Consider the following 24790-nt stretch of genomic DNA (forward strand, 5'->3'; position numbering starts at 1 on the left):
TCGCGACCAAGGGGGAGCTCGCCATGACCACGACCGGACCGTCCACGAGCCGTCAACGGCGCCGCGCCGCCCTCGCGGCGGCGCTGCTGCTGCCCGTCGTGGCGCTCGGCCTCCCGGCCGCCGCCCTGAACGGCCCCGCGGCGGCACCGGTCGGTGGCACGCTGGAGGCCATGTCCGAGCCCACCGCCGCGCCGCGCATCGTCCCCCGGCCCGTCTCCGTCGAGCACGACGCCGACGCCGCCCCCTTCGTCCTCGCCCCGGACGCCCGCATCGTCGCGGCCGGGGAGGCCGCCGCGGCCGGCGACTTCCTCGCGCAGGTGCTGCGCCCGTCCACCGGCTACGAGCTGCCCGTCGCGGCGGAAGGTGGTCCGAGTGCCGACATCACGCTGCGGGTCGGGCCGGAGCACGCCGTCGCCGGCTATGAGGGCTCCCCCGAGGCGTACACCCTCGTGGCCGGCGCCGACGGCGTCGTCGTCTCCGCGACGAGTGCCCAGGGCGTGTTCAACGGCGTCCAGACCCTGCGCCAGCTCCTGCCCACCTTCGTCGAGCACGACACCGTCACCTCCGGGCCGTGGACGGTGCCGGCCGTGAGCGTCCTCGACGCCCCCCGCTTCGCGTACCGCGGCATCATGCTCGACGTCGCACGCAGCTTCCAGACCGTGGACGAGGTCAAGGCCTTCATCGACTCCCTCGTCCAGCTCAAGATGAACCACCTGCACCTGCACCTCGCCGACGACCAGGGCTGGCGCATCGAGATCACCAACGAGGGCCGGGCCGCGGGCGACGACATCGACTACACGCGCCTCACCTCGGTCTCCGGGCAGACGGCGATGACGGAGCAGGGCTACCAGGGCGAGCCCGGGCGCACCGGCTTCTACACCCAGGAGGACTACGCCGAGATCGTCGCCTACGCCGCCCAGCGGCACGTCGTCGTCGTCCCGGAGATCGACACCCCGGGGCACACCCAGGCCGCGCTCCACGCGATCCCCCAGCTCAACACCGAGGGCGCCGCGCCGGAGCCGGACCCCGAGACGGGGGTCCCGCCGGCGCACGGCACCGGCGAGGTCGGCCACTCGACGCTCGACACCCGCAGCGAGGTCACCTACACCTTCCTCGAGCACGTGTGGTCCCAGATCGCCGCGCTCACCCCCGGGCCCTACCTCCACATCGGCGGCGACGAGTCCCACGTGACCGAGGAGGAGGACTACATCTACTTCATGGAGCGGATGGTCGACGTCGTCGAGGGGCTCGGGAAGGAGCCCTTCGGCTGGAACGAGCTCGCCCTCGCCGACGTCCACGAGGGCAACGTCCTGCAGATGTGGAGCGCCGGCACGGCCAGCGCCGCGATCGCCCCTCAGCGGGTCAACGAGAACGGTGCCCGGATGGTCGTCTCCGACGCCCCGCACGCCTACCTCGACCAGCGCTACGACGGCGACGACCCCGACGACCCGGACGACCCGGACGACCCGGTCTCGCCCATCGGGCTGTCGTGGGCCTGCCCCGACGACTGCACGGTCCAGCGGTACTACGAGTGGGACCCGCAGGAGCTCTTCCCGGACGTCACCCCCGAGGGCTTCCTCGGGGTCGAGGGGCCGCTGTGGTCCGAAACCGTCCGCGGCCTCGCGCAGGCGCAGTGGCTCGTGCTGCCGCGGGCCGCGGCGACCCTCGAGATCGGCTGGACGCCCCGCGAGACGCGCGACCTCGCGGACTTCCTCGACCGGCTGGCACCCCTCGGCGGACGCCTGACCCTGCAGGACCACAACCTCTACGCCACCCCGGAGGTGGCGTGGAGCGTGGACGCCGCGGGGATCGACCAGCGTCTCGAGAGCCCCGGGACGCCCGCCGCGATGACCGTCGGTGTCGCGACAGCGCCCGGCACCTCCGCGGAGGAGATCACGGCGACCGTCGACCTCGGTGACGGAAGCGGCCCGGTGCCCGCAGCGGTGGTCCCCACCCGCGCGGGCGACGACCTCACCGTCAACGGCGAGTACCTCCTCCAGGTCGAGCACGGCTTCGCCGATCCGGGCACCTACAGCGCGGTCCTCAGCGTCACCGCCCCGAACGGCACCGCGCAGGCGCCGCTCACGGTGACGGTCCTCGGGGACCCGGTGCCCCCGCCCCCGCCGGGCGAGCCGGCACCGACCGCCGTCCCGCCCGGCCCGCCGGCCCGGCCCGGTGGCGGCACGCTCCCCGCGACGGGCGTCCCGCTGGGGCTGGTGGCGCTCGGCGTCGTCGCCCTCGTCGGCACCGGCGCGGGCCTCGTGCGACGCCGCGGCCGGCACAGCTGAGCCGGCCGCCGGGCAGGGGGCGCGGCCCACCCGGTCGCGCGCCTCGGCGAGCGAGATCGGCGCACAGCTCCCAGACTGGGGCCCGTGAGGGATACCAGGTGAGGCTGCGCAAGGTCCGCGTCGACTCCCCCGGGCTGACCCGCCGTCGTGCCGGCAAGGGCTACTACTTCCTCGGCCCGGACGGGCAGCGGGTCACCGACCCCGAGGTCGTCGAGCGGTGCCGCTCCCTCGTCATCCCGCCCGCGTGGCGCGACGTGTGGATCTGCCCCGACCCCGCCGGGCACATCCAGGCCGTGGGGATCGACGACGCCGGGCGGCGCCAGTACCTCTACCACGACGTGTGGCGCGCCCGGCGCGAGCGGGCGAAGTACCGGCACGTCCTCGAGGTGGCCACCCGGCTGCCGGAGGCGCGGTCCCAGGTGGCCGAGCACCTGGCCCTGTCCCGCCTCACCCGCGAGCAGTCCCTGGCGATCGCCTTCCGCCTCCTCGACCGCGGCGCCTTCCGCATCGGCGGGGAGACCTACGCCGCCCGGCACGAGACCTACGGGCTGGCGACGCTGCGCAAGGACCACCTGCGCATCCGCGCCGACGGCACGCTGAGCTTCCAGTACACCGCCAAGTCCGGCCTGCCCCGCTCCCTCGAGCTGCACGACCCCGAGCTCACCGGCCCGCTCACCACCCTGCGCCGCCGGCGCGGCGGTGGGGTCGAGCTGCTCGCCTACCGCAACGGCAGCCGCTGGGTCGACCTGTCGACGGCCGACATCAACGCCTACCTCAAGGAGCTCCTCGGGCCCGACGCGAGCGCCAAGGACTTCCGCACGTGGCGCGGGACGGTCATGGCCGCCGTCCACCTCGCCCGGGCCGAGGACGTCTCGACCACGCGCAAGCGGCAGGCAGCGGTGCGCGAGGCGGTCAAGCGGGTCGCCGAGGACCTCGGCAACACCCCGGCGGTGAGCCGGGCCTCCTACATCGACCCGCAGGTCATCGACAGCTTCGAGCGCGGCACGACGATCCCGCCCGACGCGGCAGCACCCGGCGAGGTCGAGGTGCGCACGGGGCTGGCCCCCGCCGAGCAGGCGGTCATCGACCTCCTGTCCTGACCCCGCGAAAGCGCCGGTCCAGTGCCGGCCGCGCGCCTACGATGGCGGCACGCGCCTGTCGAGGGGAGACGACATTGGCACTGCTGCTGGCCTTTGCCTTCACGGCCGTCATCGTGGGGCTCCTCGCGGTCACGCGCCTGTTCGGGACGCGGACGGTAGCCGGCCTCACCGTCCTCTACGGCGTCCTCACCGTGGCCGCGTTCCTGCTCCTCGACACCGGCTCGGCGCCGGGGGCGAACATCGCCGGCAGCCTGGTCGCGCTCACCGTGCTGGCCGGGGGCCACGTCGCGGCACGGGTGCGGCGCGAGCGCCGGCAGTCCGCCGCCGCCCGTCAGCGCCGGGACGTCCGGGCCGCTGCCGGCTGAGCGCGGCGACGGCGGCGCAGTGAGGCCGCCAGCGCACCCGCCGCTGCGGCGACGGCGAGCGCCACGAGCCAGGGACCACCGGCCGCGGACTCGGGGACGGCGGCCCGGGCGGCTGCGGCCGTGCGCCCCTCGCCCGCCACGCCGTCGTCCCCCGGACCCGCGGACGGGGTGGGGGCCGGCGTCTCGAGCGCGTCGAGGGTGAGCACGGTGAGCGAGGCGGTCCAGCCGAGGGTGGAGACCGCGGCCGGGTTGCCGTCGGGGCCGACCTTCTCGGGGTAGGCCCCCACCTCCGTGCGGTGGGCGTCCATCCACTCGACGAGCTCCTCGGCCTTGGCCTGCTGGCCGTCGCTGGCCCACGCGAGGGCGAAGAACATCGTCTCCGGCGTCCACGTCATGTCGTCGCCCCACCGCTCGCCGGGCTGCACCCCGCCGGTGTCCTGGACGAGGACCTCCCACGTCGTGTCGAGCTCGGCGCGCACCTCCGCCGTCGCCGGGTTGAAGGGCGGGGCCAGCCACGCGACGGCGGAGTCCTTGCCGCTGCCCTCGACGACGGTGCGCTGGTAGCCGATCGAGCCGAAGGAGAGGTCGATCCCGCGCTGGAGGTGGGCGGCGGCGGCCAGCCAGCGGGCGGCGTCGTCGTCCTCGCCGGCGAGCTCGGCGACGGCGGCGGCGGAGCGCAGGCCGGCGAGCAGCGGGGCGGCGGTGCCGAGGTTGGGCGCCGGGTAGCCGCTCTCCCAGTAGTCCGGGCGGGCCGGGGGGATGCCGTTCTCGTCGAGGCTCGCGGCGGCGACGTCGGCGGCCGCCCGGACCGTCGGGTAGAGCTCGGCGACGACGGCGTCGCGCTCGGCAGCGGGCGCGACCTGGAGGTACTGCCACGTCGCCCACGGCACCCAGCCGTTGGCGTCCAGCTGCCAGGGGCGCGCGTCGGGCGGCCCGGAGCCGTCGAGCAGCGTGCGCGCCTCCCACGTGCCGTCGGGGCGCTGGGTGCGCGCGTTGTAGCGCAGGATCCGCAGCGCCTCCTCGAGGAAGCCGGCGCGGGCCAGGGCCACCGCAGTGAAGGCGGAGTCGCGGGGCCAGGAGTAGCGCCAGATGGTGTGCCAGGCTGCGGCGACGGCGCCGTTGTCCTGGACGAGCAGACGCATGTCGAGCAGCGCCCGCTCGGCCATCTCACGCTCACGCTCGGTGCGCCCGGGCACGTCCCCCGAGGAGAGCCAGGCGCGGCTCTCCTCGACCTGCGCGAGCGCCTCCGGGTGCCCGGCGGGCACGACGGCGGGCACCTCGGCGCCCGCGGGGAGGTACAGCCAGCTGCCGTCCGACAGCTCGAGCACGCTGGACCCGGGCACGTAGCGCGCACCCGCCGCCTCGAAGGCGGACAACGCGTAGGGCCGGCCGGGTGTGCCGATGAGGCCGGCGGGCTGGACGTTGAGCTGCTCCCCGCCGAGATGGCGCCAGCAGGAGTTCTGCGCGCCGCAGCCCCCAGAGCCCAGCGCGTCGTTGACGTAGAAGGCCAGGTCCCAGCCGGCGAGGCCGCGGGCGACCCCCACGCCCTGCTGCACCCAGCCGCCCCAGTGCTCGCGGTCGTAGTTCCAGCTGGGCGGTGCGCCCGGTGCGGCGGACCGGCTCCCCCACCACTCGACGGAGCCGTCGGTGCCGTGGGCCTGGAGGACGAGCGCGTACTCCTCGCCCGGCGTGACCGCGGCCCCGCCGAGGTCGAGCTCGAGCCAGCCGCTCCCGGTACCGCCGAGCTCGACCTCGGCGGCGGCGACCTCCGTGGAGGGATCGGTGACGTCGGTACGGACCGAGGCGGCGACCGTCCCGCTCGCCGAGCGGCTGACGAGCCAGGCGCCGACGGTGTGAAGCTCGTCGTCCTCGGGCACGAAGGCCTGCGCGCCGGCGTGGTCCTCACCCTGGATGGAGACGTTGGCGTGGGTGTGCTCCGGCTGGGACTCGTAGGCGGCCTGCGCGGGCACCGCGGCTCCCGCCACGGCGAGGACGGCGCTCGCCACGGCTGCGAGGAGCCTGCCTCTCATCGTCGTCCCTGATCGTCGTCCGTCACGGCCACCCTGGCCGCGCACCGGTCCACTCTACGCGCCGCCACCCGCCCCTCGTGCGCGGCCGCTCGGTCCGCCCGGGTCAGGTCACCAGCCCGTGGCGGTAGGCGTGGACGACGGCCTGCACCCGGTCGCGCAGGTCGAGCTTGGTGAGGATCCGGGACACGTAGGTCTTGACCGTCTCCGGGCTGAGCACGAGGCTCTCGGCGATCTCGGCGTTCGACATCCCCGTCGCGACGAGCCGCAGGACATCGAGCTCCCGCGGCGTGAGCGGGCCCTCCTCGGTGGCCGGCGGCCGGATGCGGTCGGCGTAGCGGCCGACCAGCCGGCGTGTCACCTCCGGGGCCAGCAGGGCCGCCCCACCCGCGACCGTCCGGATGCCGTCGAGCAGCTGCGCGGGCGGCGCGTCCTTGAGCAGGAAGCCGCTGGCCCCGGCCCGCAGCGCCTCGTAGACGTAGGCGTCGAGGTTGAAGGTCGTCACGACGAGCACCTTGACAGGCTCCGCGACCCCGGGGCCGGCCAGTCGCCGGGTGGCCTCGATGCCGTCGAGCACGGGCATCCGCACGTCCATGACGACGACGTCGGGCCGGAGCCGCCGCGCGAGGTCCACCGCGGCGCGCCCGTCGCCGCACTCCCCCACGACCTCGAGGTCGGGCTGGGCGTCGATGATCGTCGCGAAGCCGGTGCGGACGAGCGCCTGGTCGTCGCAGACGAGCACGCGCAGCGGCGCGCTCACGCGGCACCGCCCGCAGGGAGGCTGGCCCGCACGACGAACGCTCCGCCGTCGTCCGGTCCGGCGACCAGCTCGCCGCCCGCCGTCGCCACCCGCTCCCGCAGCCCGGCCAGTCCGCGGCCACCGCCCGGCGGGACCGCCTTCTTGCTGCCCACCCCGTGGGTCGCGACCTCCACGGTGAGCACGTCCGTGTCGTAACCGACGTGCACGGTGGTCCGCCGGCCGCGGGCGTGCTTGAGCGCGTTCGTCAGCGCCTCCTGGACCACGCGGTAGGCGACGGCCTCCGCGTCCCCGGCAACGGGCCGCGGCTCGCCCTCCTGCCGGTACTCCACCGGCTGCCCGGCCAGCCGTGTTCGGTCGACGAGCTCGCGCAGCTCGCCGCCCGCGGGCACCCGCTCGGCGGGCCCGGCGGCGGGATCGAGGAGGTCGAGCACCTGCCGCAGGTCGGAGATCGCGCGGCGTCCGGTGTCGGTGACGGCCGTGAGCGCCTCGTCCAGGCGGTCGGGCCGGGCGGTGAGGTACCGCGCCGCCTCGGCCTGGACCACCATCGCGGTGACGTGGTGGGTGACGACGTCGTGCAGCTCGCGGGCGAGGTGCGTGCGCTCGGTGAGGCGCGTGGTCTCCTCGACGTGGCGGCGCTGCTCGGCCTCGGCGTCGCGCGACTGCCGCAGCCACGCGCCGATCCCCCACGCGACCGCGAGCACCAGGTAGAAGACGACGAAGCTCGAGGCTTCCTCCCCCGTGCCCGGGCGGTCGAGCGCTACGGCGAGGAGCACGTAGCCGGCGGACGCGGCGACGACGACGGCGCTGCGGTGGCGTTCGAGGTGGGCACCCGCGCTCACCAGGGCGATCGGCAGGGCGATGCTCGCGACGGAGAGGTAGCCGGAGATCTGGTCGACGGCGAAGCCCAGAGCGACGAGCGCGAGGCTGACGGCGGGCCACCGCCGCCGGACCGCGAGCGGCAGGGACAGCAGCGCGACCGGCACGAGGGCGAGCGCGTCGAGCGGCCGCTCGGGCATGTCCCCGAGCCGCGTTCCCTGCCCCTGGAGGGCCTCGACCCACGGCGCCGCCGCGATGAGCACGGCGAGCGGCAGGTCACGGACCACCACGGGCAGCCGTCGCCACACGGCGGCGGCTGCCCGCGGGTCGGTCATGCCGACACCGTAGCGGTGGTGGCGGGCAGGACCGGCCGGCGGCGGGGCACGATGCGCCCCCGCCGGCGCGCGACCAGCAGGAGCACCGCCGTGACGAGCGAGCAGGCGACGACGGCCACGACGCTCCCCTCCGGCCCGAAGGCCCCGCCGGTCAGCAGCACCGGACCGGACGGCACTCCCTCGAGCAGCCCCTGCGGGGTGTCGCTGCCGGAGACCTCGGTGCCGAAGATGCCGCCCGCGGCGATGTTCCAGCCGAAGTGGAGCCCCATGGGCAGCCACAGCGTGCGCGTCAGGACGAAGGCGGCTCCGAGCATCCCACCCGCCTCGATCGCGATGGCGACGGCGCCCCAGAGGGTCGCGTTCGGGTTGACCAGGTGCATCGCACCGAAGAGCACCGCCGTCACGGCGAGGGCGACCCAGGTGCCCACCCGCTCCTCGAGCAGCCGCTGGACGATCCCGCGGAAGACCAGCTCCTCCGTGGCCACCGCCGCGGTGGTGATCCCGAGGTAGCCGAGCGCGGCGGCCGGGGCTCCCCACCCCTCGACCCGGTAGCCGCCGGCGAGGGCGATGACGCCGATGACGACGGCGAAGAGGAGGACGCCGATCCCGAGCCCCTGCCCGAAGCCCGCGACCGCACCGGCGCGGCCCAGCTCGTGCGGCGGCCGCTGCTCGGTGCGGCGCACCACCCAGCGGTAGGTGAGGAGCATGAGCAGCGCCGCCGTGACGCCGGCGGCCAGGGTGAGGAGCCAGCTCCCCTGCACCACCTGGACGGCGGCACTGCCGAGGGCGGCGACAACCACCACTGTTCCGAGCTGCTTGGCAAGACGCACGAGAAGTCCCTTCCGAGGTTCCGTCGCAGGGTGCTGCGACTGCTCGAAACGCTAGGTCTCGGGCCTCGGCCGGGTCGTCACCCCGGGGTGGACACTTGGTCGTCCCCCGCACGGGGGACAGCGAAGGTGTCCGAGGAGTCCGGCTCTCGGCGGAAGGGCGCGTGCTGCTGCGTCAGCGGGTGAGGTTGCGGCGGAAGGTCACCGGCGCCTCGACGAGCTCGGACCAGGCGGCACGCTCGTCGTCGGTGATGCGGCGCGGGCGGCCGGTGGCGCTGTCGACGAGCACGAGCGTCGTCATCGCGCGCACGGCCACACCCTCCGGGCCGGGCACCTCGTAGCAGACGTCGATACTGGCCCCGCCCATGCGGGCGAGCCACATCTCCACCTGGAGCGGCGCCGTCGTGTACTCGAGCGGCGCGAGGTATTCGATCTCCTGGTGCGCGATGAAGGTGGCGGTCTGCGCGCCGTCACCGGCGGCGAGGATCCTGCCGCCGGTGACGTCCGGGTCCTCCGGGCTCGCCCAGAACGCGGCGATGCGCGCCTCCTCCAGGAGGGTGAGCATCGCCGCGTTGTTGACGTGCCCGTAGCCGTCGATGTCCGACCAGCGGAGCTTGACGGGAACGGTCAGCCGGGCCATCAGTCGCGCGTGAGCTTGCGGTAGGTCATCCGGCTGGGACGCGCGGCGTCCGGGCCGAGACGAGCCACCTTGTTCTCCTCGTAGGCGGCGAAGTTGCCCTCGAACCAGTACCAGTTCGCCGGGTTCTCCTCGGTGCCCTCCCAGGCGAGGATGTGCGTGGCCACGCGGTCGAGGAACCACCGGTCGTGCGAGACGACGACGGCGCAGCCCGGGAACTCGAGCAGGGCGTTCTCCAGCGAGCCGAGCGTCTCGACGTCGAGGTCGTTGGTCGGCTCGTCGAGGAGCAGGAGGTTGCCGCCCTGCTTGAGGGTGAGCGCGAGGTTGAGGCGGTTGCGCTCACCGCCGGAGAGCACCCCGGCCGGCTTCTGCTGGTCGGCGCCCTTGAAGCCGAACTGGGAGACGTAGGCGCGCGAGGGGATCTCGACCTTGCCGACCTGGATGAAGTCCAGGCCGTCGGACACGACCTCCCACAGCGTCTTCTTCGGGTCCAGGCCCTCGCGGGACTGGTCGACGTAGGAGATCTTCACGGTCTCCCCGACCTTGAGGTCGCCGCCGTCGAGCGGCTCGAGGCCGACAATCGTCTTGAAGAGCGTGGTCTTGCCGACGCCGTTGGGGCCGATGACGCCGACGATGCCGTTGGGCGGCAGGGAGAAGGACAGCCCGTCGATGAGCGTGCGGTCCCCGAAGCCCTTCTCGAGGTTCTTGGCGTCGATGACGACCGAGCCCAGGCGCGGGCCCGGCGGGATCTGGATCTCCTCGAAGTCGAGCTTGCGGGTGCGCTCGGCCTCGGCGGCCATCTCCTCGTAGCGGGCCAGACGCGCCTTGGACTTGGCCTGGCGGCCCTTGGCCGAGGACCGGACCCACTCCAGCTCGTCCTTGAGGCGCTTCTGGAGCTTGGCGTCCTTCTTGCCCTGGACCTCGAGACGGGAGGCCTTCTTCTCCAGGTAGGTGGAGTAGTTGCCCTCGTATGGGTACAGGCGCCCGCGGTCGACCTCGGCGATCCACTCCGCGACGTGGTCGAGGAAGTACCGGTCGTGGGTGACGGCGATGACGGCACCGGCGTACTTCGCCAGGTGCTGCTCGAGCCAGAGGACCGACTCGGCGTCGAGGTGGTTGGTGGGCTCGTCGAGGAGCAGGAGGTCGGGCGCCTCGAGGAGGAGCTTGCACAGCGCGACGCGGCGACGCTCACCACCGGACAGGACGGAGACGTCGGCGTCCGGCGGGGGCAGGCGCAGGGCGTCCATCGCCTGCTCGAGCTGGGAGTCGAGGTCCCAGGCGTTGGCGGCGTCGATCTCCCCCTGGAGGGTGCCCATCTCGGCCATGAGGGCGTCGAAGTCGGCGTCAGGGTTGGCCATCTCCTCGCCGATCGCGTTGAAGCGGTCGAGCTTGGCCTTGATCTCGGCGACACCGTCCTGGACGTTCTCCAGCACGTTCTTCGACTCGTCGAGCGGCGGCTCCTGCAGCAGGATCCCGACGGAGTAGCCCGGGCTCAGCCGCGCCTCACCGTTCGAGGGCTGCTCCAGCCCGGCCATGATCTTGAGGATCGTCGACTTCCCCGCGCCGTTCGGACCGACCATGCCGATCTTGGCGCCGGGCAGGAAGGACATGGAGACGTCGTCGAGGATGACCTTGTCACCGTGCGCCTTGCGTGCCCTGACCATCGAGTAGATGTACTCGGCCACAACTCTCCCACTGCTCGAGGATGCGGGCCGGATCGCCCGGCCACTTGCGTCCTCCAGGGTAGGCCACGGCCGCGCCCGGGGCGTACGTCGCTTCGCTCGAGGCGATCACACCTCCGCGGGCGCCTTCTCCCACGGGTCGTCGGCCGTCAGCGGCTCCGGCCCGCTCGCGCCGGTGTCCTCGCCGGTGTCCGCGCCCTCCGCCGTCGGCACCGCCTCACTCGGCACCTCGCGGGTCACCTTCGTGTAGCTCACCTGCCCGTACTTGATGTCGACGGCGATGACGCCGGCCGTGATGACGTTGGTGTGGCTCGTGCGCTCGGGCCCGGCCCACTCCTCGGAGCTGAAGACGCCCTGGACCACGACGGGCATGCCCCGGCGGACCGACCGCTGCACCATCGCGCCGTTGGGCCCCCACGTCTTGACGGTGAACCACTCGGTCTCCGTCTCGCGCCACTCCCCCGTGGCGGAGTCCCGGTAGCTGCGTGTGCACGCGAGCCGGAACTTCGTCACCTCCCGGTCGTTCGTCGTGACGACGATCTCCGGGTCGGTGCCGACGCGGCCACGGACGGTGATCTGGTTGGTGTCGCTCATCGCAGTGCTCCCTCGCTGAGAGCCGGCCGGGTGCCGGCGGTGAGCACGACGATGCCGCTGCCCGCCGTCGTCCGGGGACGGCGTGGACCCCGGCTGTGGAGGGTCCGGCGGCTCAGGCGTCCTGTGCAGCAGCCGCGTCGAGGGCCAGGCGCAGCGTGCGGTGGCGCTCGAGCACGGCGACCGTCGGGGCAGCGAGCTCCTGCCGGACGACCTCCCCGACCCGCTCCTCCACCTGGCGGCGGTACTGCGCCGCGGCCCGCTCCCCCTGCGAGCCGCGCGACACCCGCGCGGCGACGAGCCCCACGACACCGAGGACCACGAGGCCGGCCCCGACGGCGAGCAGCACCCCGCCGGGCAGGTCGGCCGCCCCGAGGGCGCCGAGCGCTCCGAGGACGAGGGCGACGGCGCCGAGCGCCGCCAGCACGAGGCCACCGACGTGCAGGGCCAGCAGACCGGGTCGCCGCACGTCGGGGAGCGGCACGCCCTCGACGGCGGCCGTGACGGACTCGCGCAGCGTCTCGGCCGTGGGCACGGCCTGCGTCACGGCCCGCTCCCACCGCTCGGGCAGGCCGGTCGTCGCGGCGGTGAGCCAGCGGCCCCGCACGGCCTCGACGGCGCCCGTGGCCGGGGGCTCGGGCCGGGCCAGGGCGCTGGAGCGCACCCGCACGAGCGCGGCGCGCACGGAGTCCGCGACGGAGGCGACGCCCCCGGCCCGGCTCAGCTCGCCGGCGGCGGCATCGACCTCGGCGGCCCCGAGGGAGGGCTCGTCCGCGCCGACGGCGGCCCGCAGCCGGCGGGCGACAGCGGCGACCTCCGCCTCGGCGGTGCGCGCCGCCGTCGAGGACCGGGCGACCGTCCGGGCGAGCACCTCGCGCACGTCGGCCACCCCCAGCCCGGTGACGGCCGAGGTGGTGATGACCTCCACCCGGTCAAGGCCGTCCGCGCGCAGCAGCTCCCGCACGGACTCCACCACCCGGGGCACCGCGGCGGCCGGGATGGTGTCGGCCTGGTTGACGAGGACGAGCATGGCCTCCTGGCGGTCCGCCAGGGCCCGCAGGTAACGGTCGTGCAGCGCGTGGTCGGCGTACTTCTGGGGGTCGACCACCCAGATGAGCATGTCGACGAGCGGCAGCAGCCGGTCGACCTGGTCGGCGTGCGCCTCGGCGACGGAGTCGTGGTCGGGCATGTCGAGCAGGACGAGGCCGTGCAGGGCGCGCTCCTCGTCGGCGTCGAGCACGCTCTCGCGCCCGATACGCCGGTGCTCGGACACCTCGAGGAAGTCGAGGAGCTCGGTCGCAGGGCCGCCCCACACGCACGCCGCCGCCCGGTCGGTCGTGGGGCGGATCGCCCCGACGTCGGCGAAGCGCAGCCCGGAGATCGCGTTGAACAGCGAGGACTTGCCCGAGCCGGTTCCGCCGACGAGGGCGACGACGGTGCGGTCCACCCCGAGCGCGAGGCGCCGCTCGACCTGGGCGATGTCGGCGAGCGAGGCGGTGACGAGCTCGGGCGCGACCTCGTCACCGGCCTGCTCGAGCGCGGCGGCGATCCGCTGGACGTTCGCGCTGAGGCGGGCGTCGTCGGCGGCGGGGGCGGCGTGCGCGCCGTGGTGGCTCATCGGTGTCCTCTCAGCTCGCTGGCCCGCAGCCGCAGGCCCGCTCCGGCCTCGCTGCGCAGCCCGAGGGCGGCCAGCCGGTCGAGGGACGGGCGAGCCTCGTCCCGCACGGCCTCGGCCGCGGTCGTGTGCAGGTCCTGGGCGACGGCCGCGACGACGTCCTCGCCCGGCACGAGCGAGCGCACGGCGCGGGCGGCGCCCTCGAGACCGGCCGCGGCCGCCTGGAGCAGTCCGCTCAGCCCCGCGGGGTCGAGGGCACGTGCGGACTCGCCGAGCACCCGCTCGGCGAGCGTGCCGGTACGGGTCGCCCACGCGGCGATGGCGCCCTCGACGCGCGGGTCGCGAGCGCCGTCGTCGTCCATGAGCAGGGCCGTCCCGCCGCGACCGGGCTCGGACCAGGCTGCCCGGAGGCCCGCGGCGGCGTCGGCGGCGGCGTCGGCGACGAGCGGGGCCAGCGCCTGGCGGGTCTCGGCGCCGATGGCGACGGCGGCGCGGCTGCGGTCGCGCACGCCGCTGCCGCGCCAGCCCTTGCGGATGCGGGAGACGTCGCCGGTGAGCGGGGCGAGTACGCCGCCGCTGCTGGCGGCGGAGAGCCAGCGGGTGGTCGGGGCGCCCTGGGTGGCCACGCCGGTGCGCAGGCGGGCGACGAGCGCGTCGGCGGCCTCCCCCACCGCCTGCTCGGCCCGCGAGCGCAGCGTGCCGGCGGCCATGGCCTGCTCGGTGACGCCGTCGGCGAGGCGCAGCAGCTCCTCGCGCAGTGTCCCCCACACGCCCTGGGTGGTGCGGCGCACGACGCCGCGGGCGGTGTTGCGGCCGCCGAGGAGACCGAGCCAGGTGCGGACGGGCTCGACGACGCGCTCGGGCAGCAGGCCCTCGTGCGGTCCGACGTCCTCGACGACGAACAGCGGCGCCTCCCCCAGGCCCAGCTCGGTCATCCGGCGCATGAGGTCGGCCCGCACCTCCGGCAGCACGCGGCGCGGCACCCGGTTGAGGACGACGGCGACGGAGATCCCCCGCTCCTGCGCCTGCGCGAGCACCCGCCACGGCACGGCGTCCCCGTAGCGGGCGGCGGTGGTGACGAAGAGCCACAGGTCGGCGGTCTCGAGCAGGAGGTTGGCCAGGGTGCGGTTGCCCTCGAGGACGGAGTCGAGGTCGGGGGCGTCGAGCAGGGCCAGGCCGGCGGGCACGCCGTCGTCGGGGACGACCTGGGCGAGCTCGGTGACGGGGTGCTCGGCGACGAGCCAGGTGTCCTCGCTGCGCACGGCCAGGACGGGGCTGATGGTCGTGGGCCGGATCACTCCGGCGGGCGAGACCTCGCGGCCGACGACGGAGTTGACCAGCGTCGACTTCCCCGCCCCCGTCGAGCCCCCGAGGACGACGACGGCGGGACCCGCCTCCCGCTTGAGCCGCGGCAGGAGGTGGGCACCGATCTGCGTCTCGACGCGGTCGCGCAGCTCGCGCAGTCCCTCGGTACCGGGCAGGTCGAGCGGGAAACGGGTGGAGGTGACGTCGTCGAGCAGGTCGGTGACGACGTCGAGAATCGGGGACCGCCCCCGCACATGACGGGCCGAGAGCGTGTCTCGGGAGTAGGGGGTGGCAGTCACCCCTCCATCCTCCCTGGTCAGCGCGTCCAGGACCAAGCCTGCGCGTCACGTGTCGGCGTGCGTGTCGTCCACAGGCACTACCGTGGGACCTGGCCGCGCGCCGGGCCCCCGTAGCTCAATGGATAGAGCAACGGCCTTCTAATCCGTAGGTTGCAGGTTCGAGTCCTGCCGGGGGCGCAGACGGCGGGCGGGCCGGACCGCCGTCAGGCGTGCACGGGCGCCGCCTGACCGACCGAACCAAGCACGTCTGCGAGCTCTGCCGGGCGGCTGACCATGGGCCAGTGCCAGGTCGGGAGCTCGACGTAGCTCCAGTCGCCGTCGACCATGAGCGCGAACACCGGCGCGTGCGGTGCCAGCTGCCTCACCTGGTCGACACCGAAGCTGCACAGCACCGCGGTCCGCGGCAGCCGCTCCCACGCGCCGGTGAGCGTGACCGGCTCGGTGGCGGTGCGCCAGGGCTGCGGCCGTGAGCCCGCGACGAGGGCGGCGACGGCGGCGGTATCGACCCCGTCCACGCCGTCGGCGAGGACGGCCCAGGGCGGGGGCGCGAGCGTCCAGCCCTCGCCGTGCGTCATGACCTGGTCCTCGTTCGCCGCGCGCGTCTCCGGCCCGTCGAAGTCGGCCTGCGCCATGCCCTGCGGCAGGGGGCCGGAGTCGATGTACACGAGGCGGGCGACCCGCTCGGGCACGCGGTCCGCCGCGCCGGTCACCACGAGAGCGCCGTAGCTGTGGCCGACGAGGACGACGTCGTGCAGGTCCTGCTCCTCGAGCAGGGTGACGACGTCGTCGACGTGGGTGGTGAGGCCGGTCTGCGGGGTGGCGAGGTGGGCGCGCTCGCCCATCCCGGTGAGGTCGACGGCGTGGACCGTGTGGCCCTGGGCGCGCAGCGCGTCGGCGACCGGTCGCCAGACCGCGGCGCCCAGCCAGAAGCCGGGAACGAGGACGTAGGTGGTGGTGTCGGTGCTCATGGGCACGACGCTAGGGTGCATTGTGGACACTTCCCGCCCGGTATATCGGAGCGACCTCGACGGCACGCGGCGAGGTCCGCGGTGACCCGCCCGACCGCCCGCGTGCTCGCCATGCTCGAGCTGCTCCAGACGGGTGGGCAGCGCACCGTCGGCGAGCTGGCAGGCAGGCTCGGGGTCGACGAGCGGACGGTGCGGCGGTACGCCGAGCACCTCGCCGACCTCGGCATCCCCGTCCAGTCCGAGCGCGGCCGGTACGGCGGTTACCGGCTCCTGCCCGGGTACAAGCTGCCGCCGCTCATGCTCACCGACGACGAGGCGGTTGCCGTCGTCCTCGGCCTCAAGGCAGCGGAGCGCGCGGGGCTCGCCACCACCGCCCCCGCGGCGACGGCGAGCGCGCTCGCCAAGGTCTCGCGCGTCCTGCCGCAGGCGCTGCGCCGGCGGCTCGACAGCCTGCTCGCGAGCGCCGAGTTCACGAGCCCGGCCCGGGTCGCCGCCCCGGCCGGCGCCGACGTCCTCCTCGCGCTCGCCGCGGCGGCGCAGGCGCGGCGCACCGTCGCGGTCGCGTACACCGCCTGGGACGGGCGCGAGTCCCGGCGCGAGCTCGACGTCTACGGCCTCGTGTTCCACTCCGGCCGCTGGTACGTCACCGGGCACGACCACGGCCGGGACGACGTGCGGACCTTCCGCCTCGACCGCATCGCCTCGGTCGCCCAGGGCGAGGGCTCCTACGACGTCCCCGCCGACTTCGACGCCACCGCCCGGGTCGTGTCCGGGATCGCGGAGGTCCGGTGGGCGCACAAGGTGCGGGTCGTCCTGCGGGCCACCCGCGCGGAGGCCGCCGAGCGGCTACCGCCGAGCGTCGGGCGCCTGGGCGAGCACGCCGACGGCGTCCTCCTCGAGACACGCGCCGAGCGCCTCGACGGCATGGCGCGCATGCTCGCCGGGCTCGGCTGGGACTTCGAGGTCCTCACCCCCGACGCGCTGCGCGAGGAGGTCCTCGCCCTCGCTGACCGTCTACGGGCCAGCGCGGCCGCGGGCTAGCAGGTCGCCAGCAGCCGCTGGAGCACGGTGGTCGAGAGGTAGTCCGCGTAGCCCTCTGGGAACGGCGGCACGTCGGTGCTGGTGGGCAGCGCGGTGACCGAGGCGGTGCACTCGCCGCCGGTGGCCAGCGCCTCCGCCAGGAAGCTCCACGACCGGGCGCCGGCGGTCCGCCCCTCACCGCCGTCGACCTCGAGCGGCTCGGTGACGAAGCCCAGGAAGTCGCCGAGGTCCAGGTCCGGCCCGCGCTGGACGCGGAAGCTGAAGCCCACACCGTCGGGAGACTCGAAGGCGCCACCGACGACGTCGGGGTCGTCGATGCCGACGGCCCCGGCGAGCTCGAGGCCATAGGGGTCCTCTGGGGCCACGAGGGCGGAGTACCGGGCGGCCTCGTGCCCTTCAAGCCTCACTCCCCCGTTGTCGAGAACGGTGGCCAAGACGCTCGCGGTCGTCGCGAGGTCCTCGCCGCCGTCGACGTCGACGATCTCCACGGAGTCGAGCAGCTCCCCAGTGTCCGCGTCGACGACCACGTAGGACAGCGGTGGCCAGTCGTCGGCGACGGTCGGGATGCCGTCGACGGACGTGCCGCAGCTCGTCCGGTCCCACGTCACCCCCGCCCCGGACTGGGTGCTGACGACCGCCACGCGCGGGTGCTCCCGCATCCGCGCGTCGGCCCACTCGGCCGGGTCCACGACGACCTCGCCCGTCTGCGGGTCGGCGGGGGTCGCGTTCCACCACCCCTCCAGCTGGTCCGGCGGGTACATCGGCTCCCGCGGCGGGAACTCCGCGCACAGGGTGCCCTCCTGCTCGCCGTCGTCAGGCGACGGCACAGGGGTGGCCGCGGCCGCGGCAGGCTCTGACGCAGGCTCGGCCGGCGAGCACGCGGCCAGGACGACGACGGACAGGGCCGCGACACTGCTCAGCACTCGACGCACCTCGACACCGTGCCACAGCGCCGCATCTGAGATGCCGCTTTCGCGAGCACTCGCCTCAGCGGCGCCGGCCCCGCTGCGACTGGCGCTTTGCCTTCCGCCCGCGGCGCGTGCGCACCCGCTGCACCTGTTGGGGGATCTCCGGCTCCAGCATGAGCGCTCGGAGCTCGTCGGGGATCAGGTCCCAGGTGGACCGGTCCAGCCACACGCCGCCGACCGCGCGCGCCCAGACCGGGTCCCGCCGGCAGCGCTCAGCGATGGCTGCCACATACCGGCCGGGGTGCTTCCTCATGACGTCCTCGATCGCATCGGCGGCGACGTACGACTCGAGCGCCTCGTCGTGCGGCTCCAGGTGCAGGAGCGCGTCGATGAGTTCGAGCGGCAGGGTGCCGTCTCCCGCGGCATCCGTGACGGCATCCGCAGCCCAGAAGTGCTGTTCCTGTGCGAGGCGGGCCTGCCTGTCGCCCCTGCCGAGCGAGTGGTTGGCGCGGTACGCCTGCGCTACGTCCGCGATCGTCTCCGGGCTCCACTGCACAGCTCATCATGGCCCAGGACCCGTCGCGACGGCGTCGCGTCGAAGAACACGTTCCAGCACCCGGGTCATGGCAGCAGCTCAGTCCGACGTCGCACACGGCCCGACGCACTGGTCGACACGGTGCACGGTCACGCTCGTCTCCCCCAGTCCGTCCAGCGTCGCGGTGGCTCCCTCGAGGGTGAAGCCGCAGCCGTCGACCGGCCACTGCGCCCACACCGCCCGGCCCTCGTCGTCGACGAGGAAGACCACCGGCTTGATCTCCATCATCGCCATGCACGCACCCGTGCTCGGCGGCTCCGACTCTCGGGCGAGCGCGTCGAGGAGTGGCTCAAGGTCGCCGGTGAGCGTGACCTCCTCGACGGTGAGCCGCTGGACCGCGCCGGGTTCGCCGTCGTCGCTGGGAACGGGCTCGTCGGCACCGAGGTCGTCGATCCGCGGCACGAGGGTGGGCGGGGCGGGCTCCAGGAGCGGCTCGGTCAGCGAGACCCTGCAGGTGACGACGGCGGCCGGCGCGAAGTCCGGCGGGACCGTGCCCGGCGTAGGGCCGGGACGGCCGGTTTCGTGCGGGAACAGCGAGATGCTGGCGACGACGTCGTCGGCGAGGCAGTCCGGACCCGTCTCGACGACCTCCGCCGGCGGAGGGGCGCTCGTCCCGGGGTCCGTCACACCCGGGTCGACCGGCGCGGACTGTGTCCCGCACGCGGCGAGCGCGCACAGGCTGGCAGCGGCGAGGGCCACACGGAGCCGCCGTCGGTGGCCTGCGGGTCGATCGGGAGCCATGTCCCGACTGTGTCGGCCGGCAGCACGATCTTTCAGGGCTCTGCGGACGAGGTGGTCGAAGTCCCGAGATGCACCGGGCGTGATGGCGGTCACACACTAGGAGGACCAGCACGTTTCACCGACGAGGGAGCAGACCATGGCCACCGGCGAGACCGGCTTCGACGACGTCACTTTCGACCTCATCTCCGTGCAGTACCACGCGCTCAAGGCCGGGCACGACTACGGCCAGTACGTGCGCGACGCCCGCAACGCCGGCAAGGAGGACATCGCCGCCTTCTTCGAGCAGGTGATGAGGGAGGACTCCGAGCGGGCGCACCGCTGCCACGAGTTCCTCCGCCAGCTCGGGGGCGGCACCGACCAGACGTCACCGCAGCAGTGACAGAACAGGAGCACAGCGATGAGTGAGAGCCCGACCGGGGACGTGCCCGTGGAGAACCCGCAGAACACGTCCGCCCCCGAGACACCCGACCGCGCCGCCCCGGAGACCAGGGAGGACACCCCCGACCTCACCGGCGCCGTACCGGCACAGGGCGAGCCGCGGGACGACCCCGACGCCGCCGGCGAGGACCGCTTCGACGCCGGCTGACGGGACGACGCCGGAGAAGTCGGCTCTCGGCGCTAAGTGCACTGTCGGCGGTAAGTGTGCTGTCGGCGGGAGATGGGGCGGGGCGGTGGAAAGCGACAAGTGTCGCGTCCGGCGTCGGTAGGGTGGCTGCGCACGGCCGTACCGTCCACCGCGAAGGAGCCCCATGGAACTCGCCGGCACCGCCCTGATCGTCGTCGTGGCGGTCGTTGCCCTCATCGTCCTCGTCATCGCCGGCTTCATCTACGCCAAGGTGCGCTTCAAGATCGCGACGCCGGACGAGGCGCTCATCATCACCGGCCGCAAGAGCGGCAAGCCGGTCATCAACCCCGAGACCGGGGACGAGACGACCGACCTGTCCGGCCAGCGCGTCGTCATCGGGGGCGGCACCTTCGTCAAGCCGGTGTTCGAGCAGGTCGTGCGCCTGTCGCTCGCCTCTCAGAGCTTCTCCGTCGCCGCCGAGGACGCGACGACGAAGAGCGGTGTCGGCGTCACGCTGCGCTCCATCGCCGTCGTCAAGGTCGGGGGGACCGAGCGGATGGTGCGCGCCGCTGCCCAGCGCTTCGCCGGCCGCAGCCAGGAGCAGGTCATCGAGCAGCAGACCAGCGAGGTCCTCGTCGGTGTCCTGCGCACCATCGCCGGCACGCTCACCGTCGAGTCGATCCTCTACGAGCGCCAGGAGTTCTCCAAGGAGGTCAAGGACATCGCGGTCCCGATGCTCGCCGAGCGCGGCCTCGTCCTGGAGAACTTCGAGATCCAGACCGTCGAGGACAGCGGCGACTACATCCGCAACCTCGGGCGCCCCCGGGCCGCCGCCGTCGCCCGGGACGCGGAGATCGCCGAGGCGCAGGCCCGCCAGGAGAGCACGGAACGGTCCAACGAGTCCGCCGTCCAGATCGCCGAGTCGAACAAGGCCCTCGCGCTGCGCAACGCGCAGATTGCCCAGGAGACCGCGACGGCGCAGGCCGAGGCCGAGGCCGCCCGCGAGCGCGCCGAGGCGGAGGCCCAGCAGGCCGTCCTCGTCCAGCAGGAGCAGGTCGCCCAGCGCCGGGCGGCGCTGCGTGAGCAGGAGCTGCAGACCGAGGTCCGCAAGCCCGCCGAGGCCCGCAAGTACGAGGCCGCGCAGGAGGCCGACGCCCGCAAGTACGCCGCCGAGCAGGAGGCGGAGGCATCGAAGACCGCCGCGATCCGCAAGGCGGAGGCCGAGGCGCAGCGCACCATGGCACAGGCCGACGCCGAGGCCTCCGCGGCCCGTGCCCGCGCCGAGGCCCAGCTCATCGAGCAGCAGCGCCGGGCCGAGGGTGCCCTCGCCCTGGCCCGGGCCGAGGCGGACGGTGTCCAGGCGCGCGGTGAGGCCGAGGCGGCCGCCGAGCGGGCCAAGGGTGAGGCCCGCGGTGCCGCGATCAAGGCCGAGGCCGACGCCTACGAGGCCTTCCCCGAGTCGGCCCGCCTCCAGATGGTCCTCGACGCGCTCCCCCGCATGGCCCAGCCCTACGCCGACGCGCTCGGCAGCATCGACGACATCACCGTCATCGACAAGGACGGCGCCTCCCGGCTCACCGACCAGGTCTCCGTGGGCGTCCAGGAGCTCGCCACCCTGCTCAAGGCGCAGACCGGCATCGACCTGCTCGAGATCGTCCGCGGCCGCACCGGCGGGCAGCAGCCCCAGCCGGCCGGCGTGGGTGGCCGCGGCGACGACGGCGACAGCCAGGCCGCGACGAGCTGACGACAGCTGCCGAGGACGACGCCGGTCAGGCGCCGTCCCCGGCTCGCTCGTCGAGCTGCAGGATGAAGGACTCGGCGGCCGCGAGCTCCTTGCGCAGGCGGTCCCGGCGGGTCGCGGCCGACGCGCGGATGGCGACCAGCCGCTCGTCCAGCTCGGGACGACGGCTCGCGGAGCCCTCGAGCTCCGCGAGCACCTCGAGCACGTCGCTCATCTCCTCGAGCGTGTACCCCAGCGGCTTCATCGTCTTGATGAGCTCGAGCCGGGCGACGTCCCCGTCGGTGTAGAGACGGAACCCGCCCTCGGTCCTGCTCGACGGCGCGACGAGGCCGACCTCGCCGTAGTAGCGGATGGTGCGCAGGGACAGCCCCGTGCGCTCGGCGACCTCGCCGATCTGCATGCGGCTGCCCATGCGGCGTCCTCTCGTCCGGGGTCCCGACTCTACCGAGCGGGCCGCACGCACCGGTGGTGGGCGATGTCACGCCCGCAGAACTCTCACGTCACGTTAGAGTTGCTCCCGGCTCGACGGCGCGCCGCCTGACCTGACGACCGGGCGCCCCGCCGCCTCGACCACGGGAGACCTCGTGACCTCACCCCTCGCCGCGCCCGGCCCCAGCCCCATGGAGCGCCGCCGGGCACGCACCGAGGACGTCACCTCCGTCGTCGGGGCGCTGCGCAGCCCCCGCCGCCTGCGCACCGAGGTGCTCGCCGGCCTGGTCGTCGCGCTCGCGCTCATCCCCGAGGCGATCTCCTTCTCGATCATCGCCGGCGTCGACCCGCGCGTGGGGCTCTTCGCCTCCTTCACCATGGCCGTGTCCATCGCCTTCCTCGGCGGCCGCCCCGCGATGATCTCGGCGGCGACCGGCGCCGTCGCCCTCGTCATCGCCCCGGTCATGCGTGAGCACGGCATGAACTACCTCATCGCCACGGTCATCCTCGCCGGCCTCATCCAGGTCGCCATGGGTCTCCTGGGCGTCGCCCGGCTCATGCGGTTCATCCCGCGCAGCGTCATGGTCGGCTTCGTCAACGCCCTGGCGATCCTCATCTTCCTCGCCCAGCTGCCGTACCTCACCGACGTCTCCTGGCACGTCTACGCCATGGTGGTCGCGGGCATCGCGCTCATCGTCCTCGTGCCCCGCGTGACCAGGGCGGTGCCGGGCCCGCTCGTCGCGATCGTCGTCCTCACCGCGGTGACCCTCGCCTTCGGCCTCGCCGTCCCGAACGTCGGCGACCAGGGCGAGCTCCCCGACTCCCTGCCCTCCCTCTTCCTGCCGGACGTCCCGCTCACCCTCGAGACCCTGCAGATCATCGGCCCCTTCTCCGTCGCGATGGCGCTCGTCGGGCTCATGGAGTCGCTCATGACGGCCAAGCTCGTCGACGACGTCACCGACACCCACTCCGACAAGACCCGCGAGGCGTGGGGCCAGGGCACCGCCAACGTCATCACCGGCTTCTTCGGCGGCATGGGTGGCTGCGCGATGATCGGCCAGACGATGATCAACGTCAAGGTCTCCGGCGCCCGCACCCGCATCTCCACCTTCCTCGCGGGTGTCTTCCTCCTCATCCTCGTCGTCGGGCTCGGTGACATCGTCGGCACCATCCCCATGGCCGCCCTCGTCGCCGTCATGGTCATGGTCTCGGTCGCCACCTTCGACTGGCACTCGGTCAAGCCGTCCACCCTGCGCCGCATGCCGAAGAGCGAGACCACGGTCATGCTCGCGACCGTCGCCGTCACCGTCGCGACCGAGAACCTCGCCTACGGCGTCATCGCGGGCGTCGTCGTCGCCGCGGTCATGTTCGTCAACCGGGTCTCCCACTTCACCCAGGTCGTCGAGGTCGCCCACCCGGACGAGGACACCCGCGTCTACGCCGTCGTCGGTGAGCTGCTGTGGGCCTCGTCCAACGACCTCGTCTACCAGTTCGACTACACCGGAGACCCGAAGAACGTCGTCATCGACCTGTCGCAGTCGCACATCTGGGACGCCTCGACCGTCGCGACGCTCGACGCCATCACGACGAAGTACGCCGCCAAGGGCAAGAACGTCACCATCACCGGGCTCAACGAGGCGAGCGCCGAGCGGCACGCCCGCCTCGCCGGCCACCTGAGCGGCGAGTCCTAGGACCGCGGCGACCCTCCGCTCAGGCGGTGGGCCGCCGCTCCCCGCGCACGTCGACGACGGCGATGACGAGCGTGACGAGCAGCAGCCCCGCCGTCGTCGCGAAGCCTGCGGTGACGGCGAGGGGCCACCCACCGCCGTCGAGCACCGCGAAGGCGACGGCGGTGATGATGCCCAGGCCCATCGCCGTCCCGATGCGCTGGCCGGTCTGCAGCACCCCGCCGGCGCTGCCGGAGTACTCCAGCGGCACCTCCCCGAGCGTGATCGTCTGGTTGGGGGTGATGACCAGTCCCTGCGCGCCGCCGACGAAGGCGAGGGTGAGGAGCATCCACCACACGCTCGCGCGCTCTGCGTCGACGAGCTGGACGACGGCGATGCTCAGCCCGAGCCCGACGATGGCGCTGCAGATCCCGGCGACGACGATCCGCCGGCCGTGGCGGCCCACCCGCCGGCCGGACCAGTTGGCGGTGAAGGCCGAGAGCACGGCGGCGGGCATGCCGATGAGGCCGGCCTCGAGGGCGCTGCGGCCCAGGCCGTTCTGGACGTAGAGCGCGACGAGCACCCACACGCTCGTCACGCCCATGAAGTAGAGGCCGGCGATGAGCGTGCCGGTGGAGAAGCTGCGGACCCGGAAGAGCGCGAGGTCGACCATGGGGGCATGGCCACGGTCGCGGTAGCGCCGCTCCCACCACACCCACAGGCCGAGCAGCCCCAGGCCCACGGGCAGGACGAGCCAGCCGCCCGGCCCGAGGGTGCGCTCGACGAAGGGCAGGAGGAGAGCGAGGACGGCGAGGCCGAGGAGTACGGCACCCACGGGGTCGAGGTCCCGGATCACCGAGCGTGCGCCCGCCTCGCGCGGGTTGCGCAGCGGCCGGGGCAGCCAGCGGAGCGCGAGGACGATGGCCGCGATCCCGACGGGGACGTTGACGAGGAAGGTCCAGCGCCAGCCCTGCGCCTCCCCGGCGAGCTGGACGATGAGCCCGCCGATGACCGGGCCGATCGCGACGGACACCCCGATGACGCTGCCGAGCGCGCCGTAGGCGCGGCCCCGCTCGGCGCCGCGGAAGTACTGCTGGATCATCCCGACGGCCTGCGGGTTGAGCAGCCCGGAGCCCAGGCCCTGGACGACGCGGGCGATGTTGAGGCTCAGCGGGTCCGGCGCGAGGCCGCCGGCCACCGAGGAGAGCGTGAACAGCGCGACGCCGACGATGAAGAGCGGCCCGCGCCCGAGGATGTCGCCCGCCCGGCCCGCGGCGACGAGCACGACGCCGAAGGTCAGCGCGTACCCGGTGAGCACCCACTGGAGCTCGGAGTCGCTGGCCTCCAGCCCGCGCTGGATCGAGGGCAGGACGACGTTGATGATGCTTACGCCGACGAGCGACATGAAGATGGCGACGAGCAGCACCGCGAGGATGCGCCAGCGCCTGGGGTCCGGGGTGTCCTCGGCCGGGCTCACGGCCTCACCGC

Annotated in this window: 23 protein-coding genes and 1 tRNA gene; 9 read left to right on the plus strand and 15 right to left on the minus strand. The window is 74.0% G+C overall.

Translation table 11 applies throughout. The features are described from left to right. The first annotated feature begins 23 nt into the window (after nt 1–23). The 3 genes from AA0005_RS14520 (at nt 24) to AA0005_RS14530 (ending at nt 3753) form a co-directional block, all read left to right on the plus strand. On the plus strand, nt 24–2288 hold the full coding sequence (locus AA0005_RS14520) for a family 20 glycosylhydrolase (RefSeq protein WP_413450844.1): 2265 nt from the start codon (nt 24–26) through the stop codon (nt 2286–2288). Between the two features lie 98 nt (nt 2289–2386). Continuing rightward, nucleotides 2387–3388: a DNA topoisomerase IB gene (locus tag AA0005_RS14525; protein ID WP_413450845.1), complete on the plus strand. Its 1002-nt coding sequence runs from the start codon at nt 2387–2389 to the stop codon at nt 3386–3388. A 74-nt stretch (nt 3389–3462) separates the two neighbouring features. Next, nucleotides 3463–3753: a hypothetical protein gene (locus tag AA0005_RS14530; protein WP_413450846.1), complete on the plus strand. Its 291-nt coding sequence runs from the start codon at nt 3463–3465 to the stop codon at nt 3751–3753. On the opposite strand, the gene AA0005_RS14535 is transcribed toward AA0005_RS14530, so the two are convergent. The 9 genes from AA0005_RS14535 to AA0005_RS14575 form a co-directional block, all read right to left on the minus strand. Then, the gene (locus tag AA0005_RS14535; protein WP_413450847.1) at nt 3720–5783 is read right to left on the minus strand and encodes a hypothetical protein; all 2064 of its coding nucleotides are present in this window, start codon (nt 5781–5783) and stop codon (nt 3720–3722) included. The genes AA0005_RS14530 and AA0005_RS14535 overlap by 34 nt on opposite strands. Before the next feature lie 103 nt (nt 5784–5886). Next, complete coding sequence (locus tag AA0005_RS14540; protein WP_413450848.1) at nt 5887–6540, minus strand: response regulator; 654 nt, start codon at nt 6538–6540, stop codon at nt 5887–5889. Beyond that, nucleotides 6537–7691 (minus strand): sensor histidine kinase, encoded by a 1155-nt coding sequence (locus AA0005_RS14545; protein WP_413450849.1) that lies wholly within the window; start codon nt 7689–7691, stop codon nt 6537–6539. The genes AA0005_RS14540 and AA0005_RS14545 overlap by 4 nt, the downstream gene beginning before the upstream one ends. After that, complete coding sequence (locus AA0005_RS14550; protein WP_413450850.1) at nt 7688–8521, minus strand: CPBP family intramembrane glutamic endopeptidase; 834 nt, start codon at nt 8519–8521, stop codon at nt 7688–7690. Before AA0005_RS14550 ends, AA0005_RS14545 begins: the two co-directional genes overlap by 4 nt. A gap of 172 nt (nt 8522–8693) precedes the next feature. Continuing rightward, on the minus strand, nt 8694–9158 hold the full coding sequence (locus AA0005_RS14555; RefSeq protein WP_413450851.1) for an acyl-CoA thioesterase: 465 nt from the start codon (nt 9156–9158) through the stop codon (nt 8694–8696). Further along, complete coding sequence (gene ettA, locus AA0005_RS14560) at nt 9158–10840, minus strand: energy-dependent translational throttle protein EttA (protein WP_413450852.1); 1683 nt, start codon at nt 10838–10840, stop codon at nt 9158–9160. Before ettA ends, AA0005_RS14555 begins: the two co-directional genes overlap by 1 nt. A gap of 105 nt (nt 10841–10945) precedes the next feature. Further along, nucleotides 10946–11431 (minus strand): single-stranded DNA-binding protein, encoded by a 486-nt coding sequence (locus AA0005_RS14565; protein WP_413450853.1) that lies wholly within the window; start codon nt 11429–11431, stop codon nt 10946–10948. 112 nt (nt 11432–11543) lie between these two features. Then, nucleotides 11544–13046 (minus strand): GTPase, encoded by a 1503-nt coding sequence (locus tag AA0005_RS14570; protein WP_413450854.1) that lies wholly within the window; start codon nt 13044–13046, stop codon nt 11544–11546. Further along, a complete protein-coding gene (locus AA0005_RS14575) occupies nt 13043–14647 on the minus strand; it encodes a hypothetical protein (protein WP_413450855.1) in 1605 nt (534 codons plus the stop codon). The genes AA0005_RS14570 and AA0005_RS14575 overlap by 4 nt, the downstream gene beginning before the upstream one ends. A gap of 104 nt (nt 14648–14751) precedes the next feature. Here AA0005_RS14575 and AA0005_RS14580 point away from each other — a divergent pair. Next, a tRNA-Arg gene (locus tag AA0005_RS14580) sits at nt 14752–14824 on the plus strand. Between the two features lie 26 nt (nt 14825–14850). On the opposite strand, the gene AA0005_RS14585 is transcribed toward AA0005_RS14580, so the two are convergent. After that, a complete protein-coding gene (locus AA0005_RS14585) occupies nt 14851–15615 on the minus strand; it encodes an alpha/beta fold hydrolase (RefSeq protein ID WP_413450856.1) in 765 nt (254 codons plus the stop codon). Between the two features lie 81 nt (nt 15616–15696). On the opposite strand from AA0005_RS14585, the gene AA0005_RS14590 reads away from it, so the two are divergent. Then, complete coding sequence (locus tag AA0005_RS14590; RefSeq protein ID WP_413450857.1) at nt 15697–16656, plus strand: helix-turn-helix transcriptional regulator; 960 nt, start codon at nt 15697–15699, stop codon at nt 16654–16656. Here the strand turns inward: AA0005_RS14590 and AA0005_RS14595 are convergent. From AA0005_RS14595 to AA0005_RS14605, 3 genes are all read right to left on the minus strand, one after another. Beyond that, the gene (locus tag AA0005_RS14595; protein WP_413450858.1) at nt 16653–17579 is read right to left on the minus strand and encodes a hypothetical protein; all 927 of its coding nucleotides are present in this window, start codon (nt 17577–17579) and stop codon (nt 16653–16655) included. The two genes, AA0005_RS14590 and AA0005_RS14595, sit on opposite strands and share 4 nt — an antisense overlap. A 64-nt stretch (nt 17580–17643) precedes the next feature. Further along, the gene (locus tag AA0005_RS14600; protein WP_413450859.1) at nt 17644–18120 is read right to left on the minus strand and encodes a DUF6869 domain-containing protein; all 477 of its coding nucleotides are present in this window, start codon (nt 18118–18120) and stop codon (nt 17644–17646) included. Between the two features lie 78 nt (nt 18121–18198). Further along, on the minus strand, nt 18199–18900 hold the full coding sequence (locus AA0005_RS14605) for a hypothetical protein (protein ID WP_413450860.1): 702 nt from the start codon (nt 18898–18900) through the stop codon (nt 18199–18201). 136 nt (nt 18901–19036) lie between these two features. On the opposite strand from AA0005_RS14605, the gene AA0005_RS14610 reads away from it, so the two are divergent. From AA0005_RS14610 to AA0005_RS14620, 3 genes are all read left to right on the plus strand, one after another. Further along, nucleotides 19037–19279, plus strand: coding sequence for an acyl carrier protein (locus tag AA0005_RS14610; RefSeq protein WP_413450861.1), 243 nt, complete (start codon nt 19037–19039; stop codon nt 19277–19279). Between the two features lie 18 nt (nt 19280–19297). Beyond that, nucleotides 19298–19486, plus strand: coding sequence for a hypothetical protein (locus AA0005_RS14615; protein ID WP_413450862.1), 189 nt, complete (start codon nt 19298–19300; stop codon nt 19484–19486). A gap of 163 nt (nt 19487–19649) precedes the next feature. Continuing rightward, nucleotides 19650–21209 (plus strand): SPFH domain-containing protein, encoded by a 1560-nt coding sequence (locus AA0005_RS14620; RefSeq protein ID WP_413450863.1) that lies wholly within the window; start codon nt 19650–19652, stop codon nt 21207–21209. A 25-nt stretch (nt 21210–21234) separates the two neighbouring features. Here the strand turns inward: AA0005_RS14620 and AA0005_RS14625 are convergent, their stop codons facing one another. Continuing rightward, nucleotides 21235–21618 (minus strand): MerR family transcriptional regulator, encoded by a 384-nt coding sequence (locus tag AA0005_RS14625; RefSeq protein WP_413450864.1) that lies wholly within the window; start codon nt 21616–21618, stop codon nt 21235–21237. Between the two features lie 208 nt (nt 21619–21826). Between AA0005_RS14625 and AA0005_RS14630 the strand changes: the two genes are divergently transcribed. Next, on the plus strand, nt 21827–23326 hold the full coding sequence (locus tag AA0005_RS14630) for a SulP family inorganic anion transporter (RefSeq protein WP_413453105.1): 1500 nt from the start codon (nt 21827–21829) through the stop codon (nt 23324–23326). 19 nt (nt 23327–23345) lie between these two features. On the opposite strand, the gene AA0005_RS14635 is transcribed toward AA0005_RS14630, so the two are convergent. Further along, nucleotides 23346–24779, minus strand: a complete 1434-nt coding sequence (locus tag AA0005_RS14635; protein ID WP_413450865.1) for an MFS transporter — start codon at nt 24777–24779, stop codon at nt 23346–23348. Between the last annotated feature and the right edge of the window lie 11 nt (nt 24780–24790).

The sequence above is a fragment of the Georgenia phoenicis genome (assembly GCF_047302425.1).
In the GTDB taxonomy this organism is placed as follows: domain Bacteria; phylum Actinomycetota; class Actinomycetes; order Actinomycetales; family Actinomycetaceae; genus Oceanitalea.

Bases quoted from the DNA above. Each gene is read 5' to 3' on its own strand.
- AA0005_RS14610 (WP_413450861.1), top strand. From the start codon at position 19,037: ATGGCCACCGGCGAGACCGGCTTCGACGACGTCACTTTCGACCTCATC.
- AA0005_RS14545 (WP_413450849.1), bottom strand. From the start codon at position 7,691: ATGACCGACCCGCGGGCAGCCGCCGCCGTGTGGCGACGGCTGCCCGTG.
- AA0005_RS14535 (WP_413450847.1), bottom strand. From the start codon at position 5,783: ATGAGAGGCAGGCTCCTCGCAGCCGTGGCGAGCGCCGTCCTCGCCGTG.
- AA0005_RS14630 (WP_413453105.1), top strand. From the start codon at position 21,827: ATGGAGCGCCGCCGGGCACGCACCGAGGACGTCACCTCCGTCGTCGGG.
- AA0005_RS14585 (WP_413450856.1), bottom strand. From the start codon at position 15,615: ATGAGCACCGACACCACCACCTACGTCCTCGTTCCCGGCTTCTGGCTG.
- AA0005_RS14615 (WP_413450862.1), top strand. From the start codon at position 19,298: ATGAGTGAGAGCCCGACCGGGGACGTGCCCGTGGAGAACCCGCAGAAC.
- AA0005_RS14565 (WP_413450853.1), bottom strand. From the start codon at position 11,431: ATGAGCGACACCAACCAGATCACCGTCCGTGGCCGCGTCGGCACCGAC.
- AA0005_RS14570 (WP_413450854.1), bottom strand. From the start codon at position 13,046: ATGAGCCACCACGGCGCGCACGCCGCCCCCGCCGCCGACGACGCCCGC.
- AA0005_RS14620 (WP_413450863.1), top strand. From the start codon at position 19,650: ATGGAACTCGCCGGCACCGCCCTGATCGTCGTCGTGGCGGTCGTTGCC.
- AA0005_RS14625 (WP_413450864.1), bottom strand. From the start codon at position 21,618: ATGGGCAGCCGCATGCAGATCGGCGAGGTCGCCGAGCGCACGGGGCTG.
- AA0005_RS14555 (WP_413450851.1), bottom strand. From the start codon at position 9,158: ATGGCCCGGCTGACCGTTCCCGTCAAGCTCCGCTGGTCGGACATCGAC.
- AA0005_RS14520 (WP_413450844.1), top strand. From the start codon at position 24: ATGACCACGACCGGACCGTCCACGAGCCGTCAACGGCGCCGCGCCGCC.
- AA0005_RS14605 (WP_413450860.1), bottom strand. From the start codon at position 18,900: ATGGCTCCCGATCGACCCGCAGGCCACCGACGGCGGCTCCGTGTGGCC.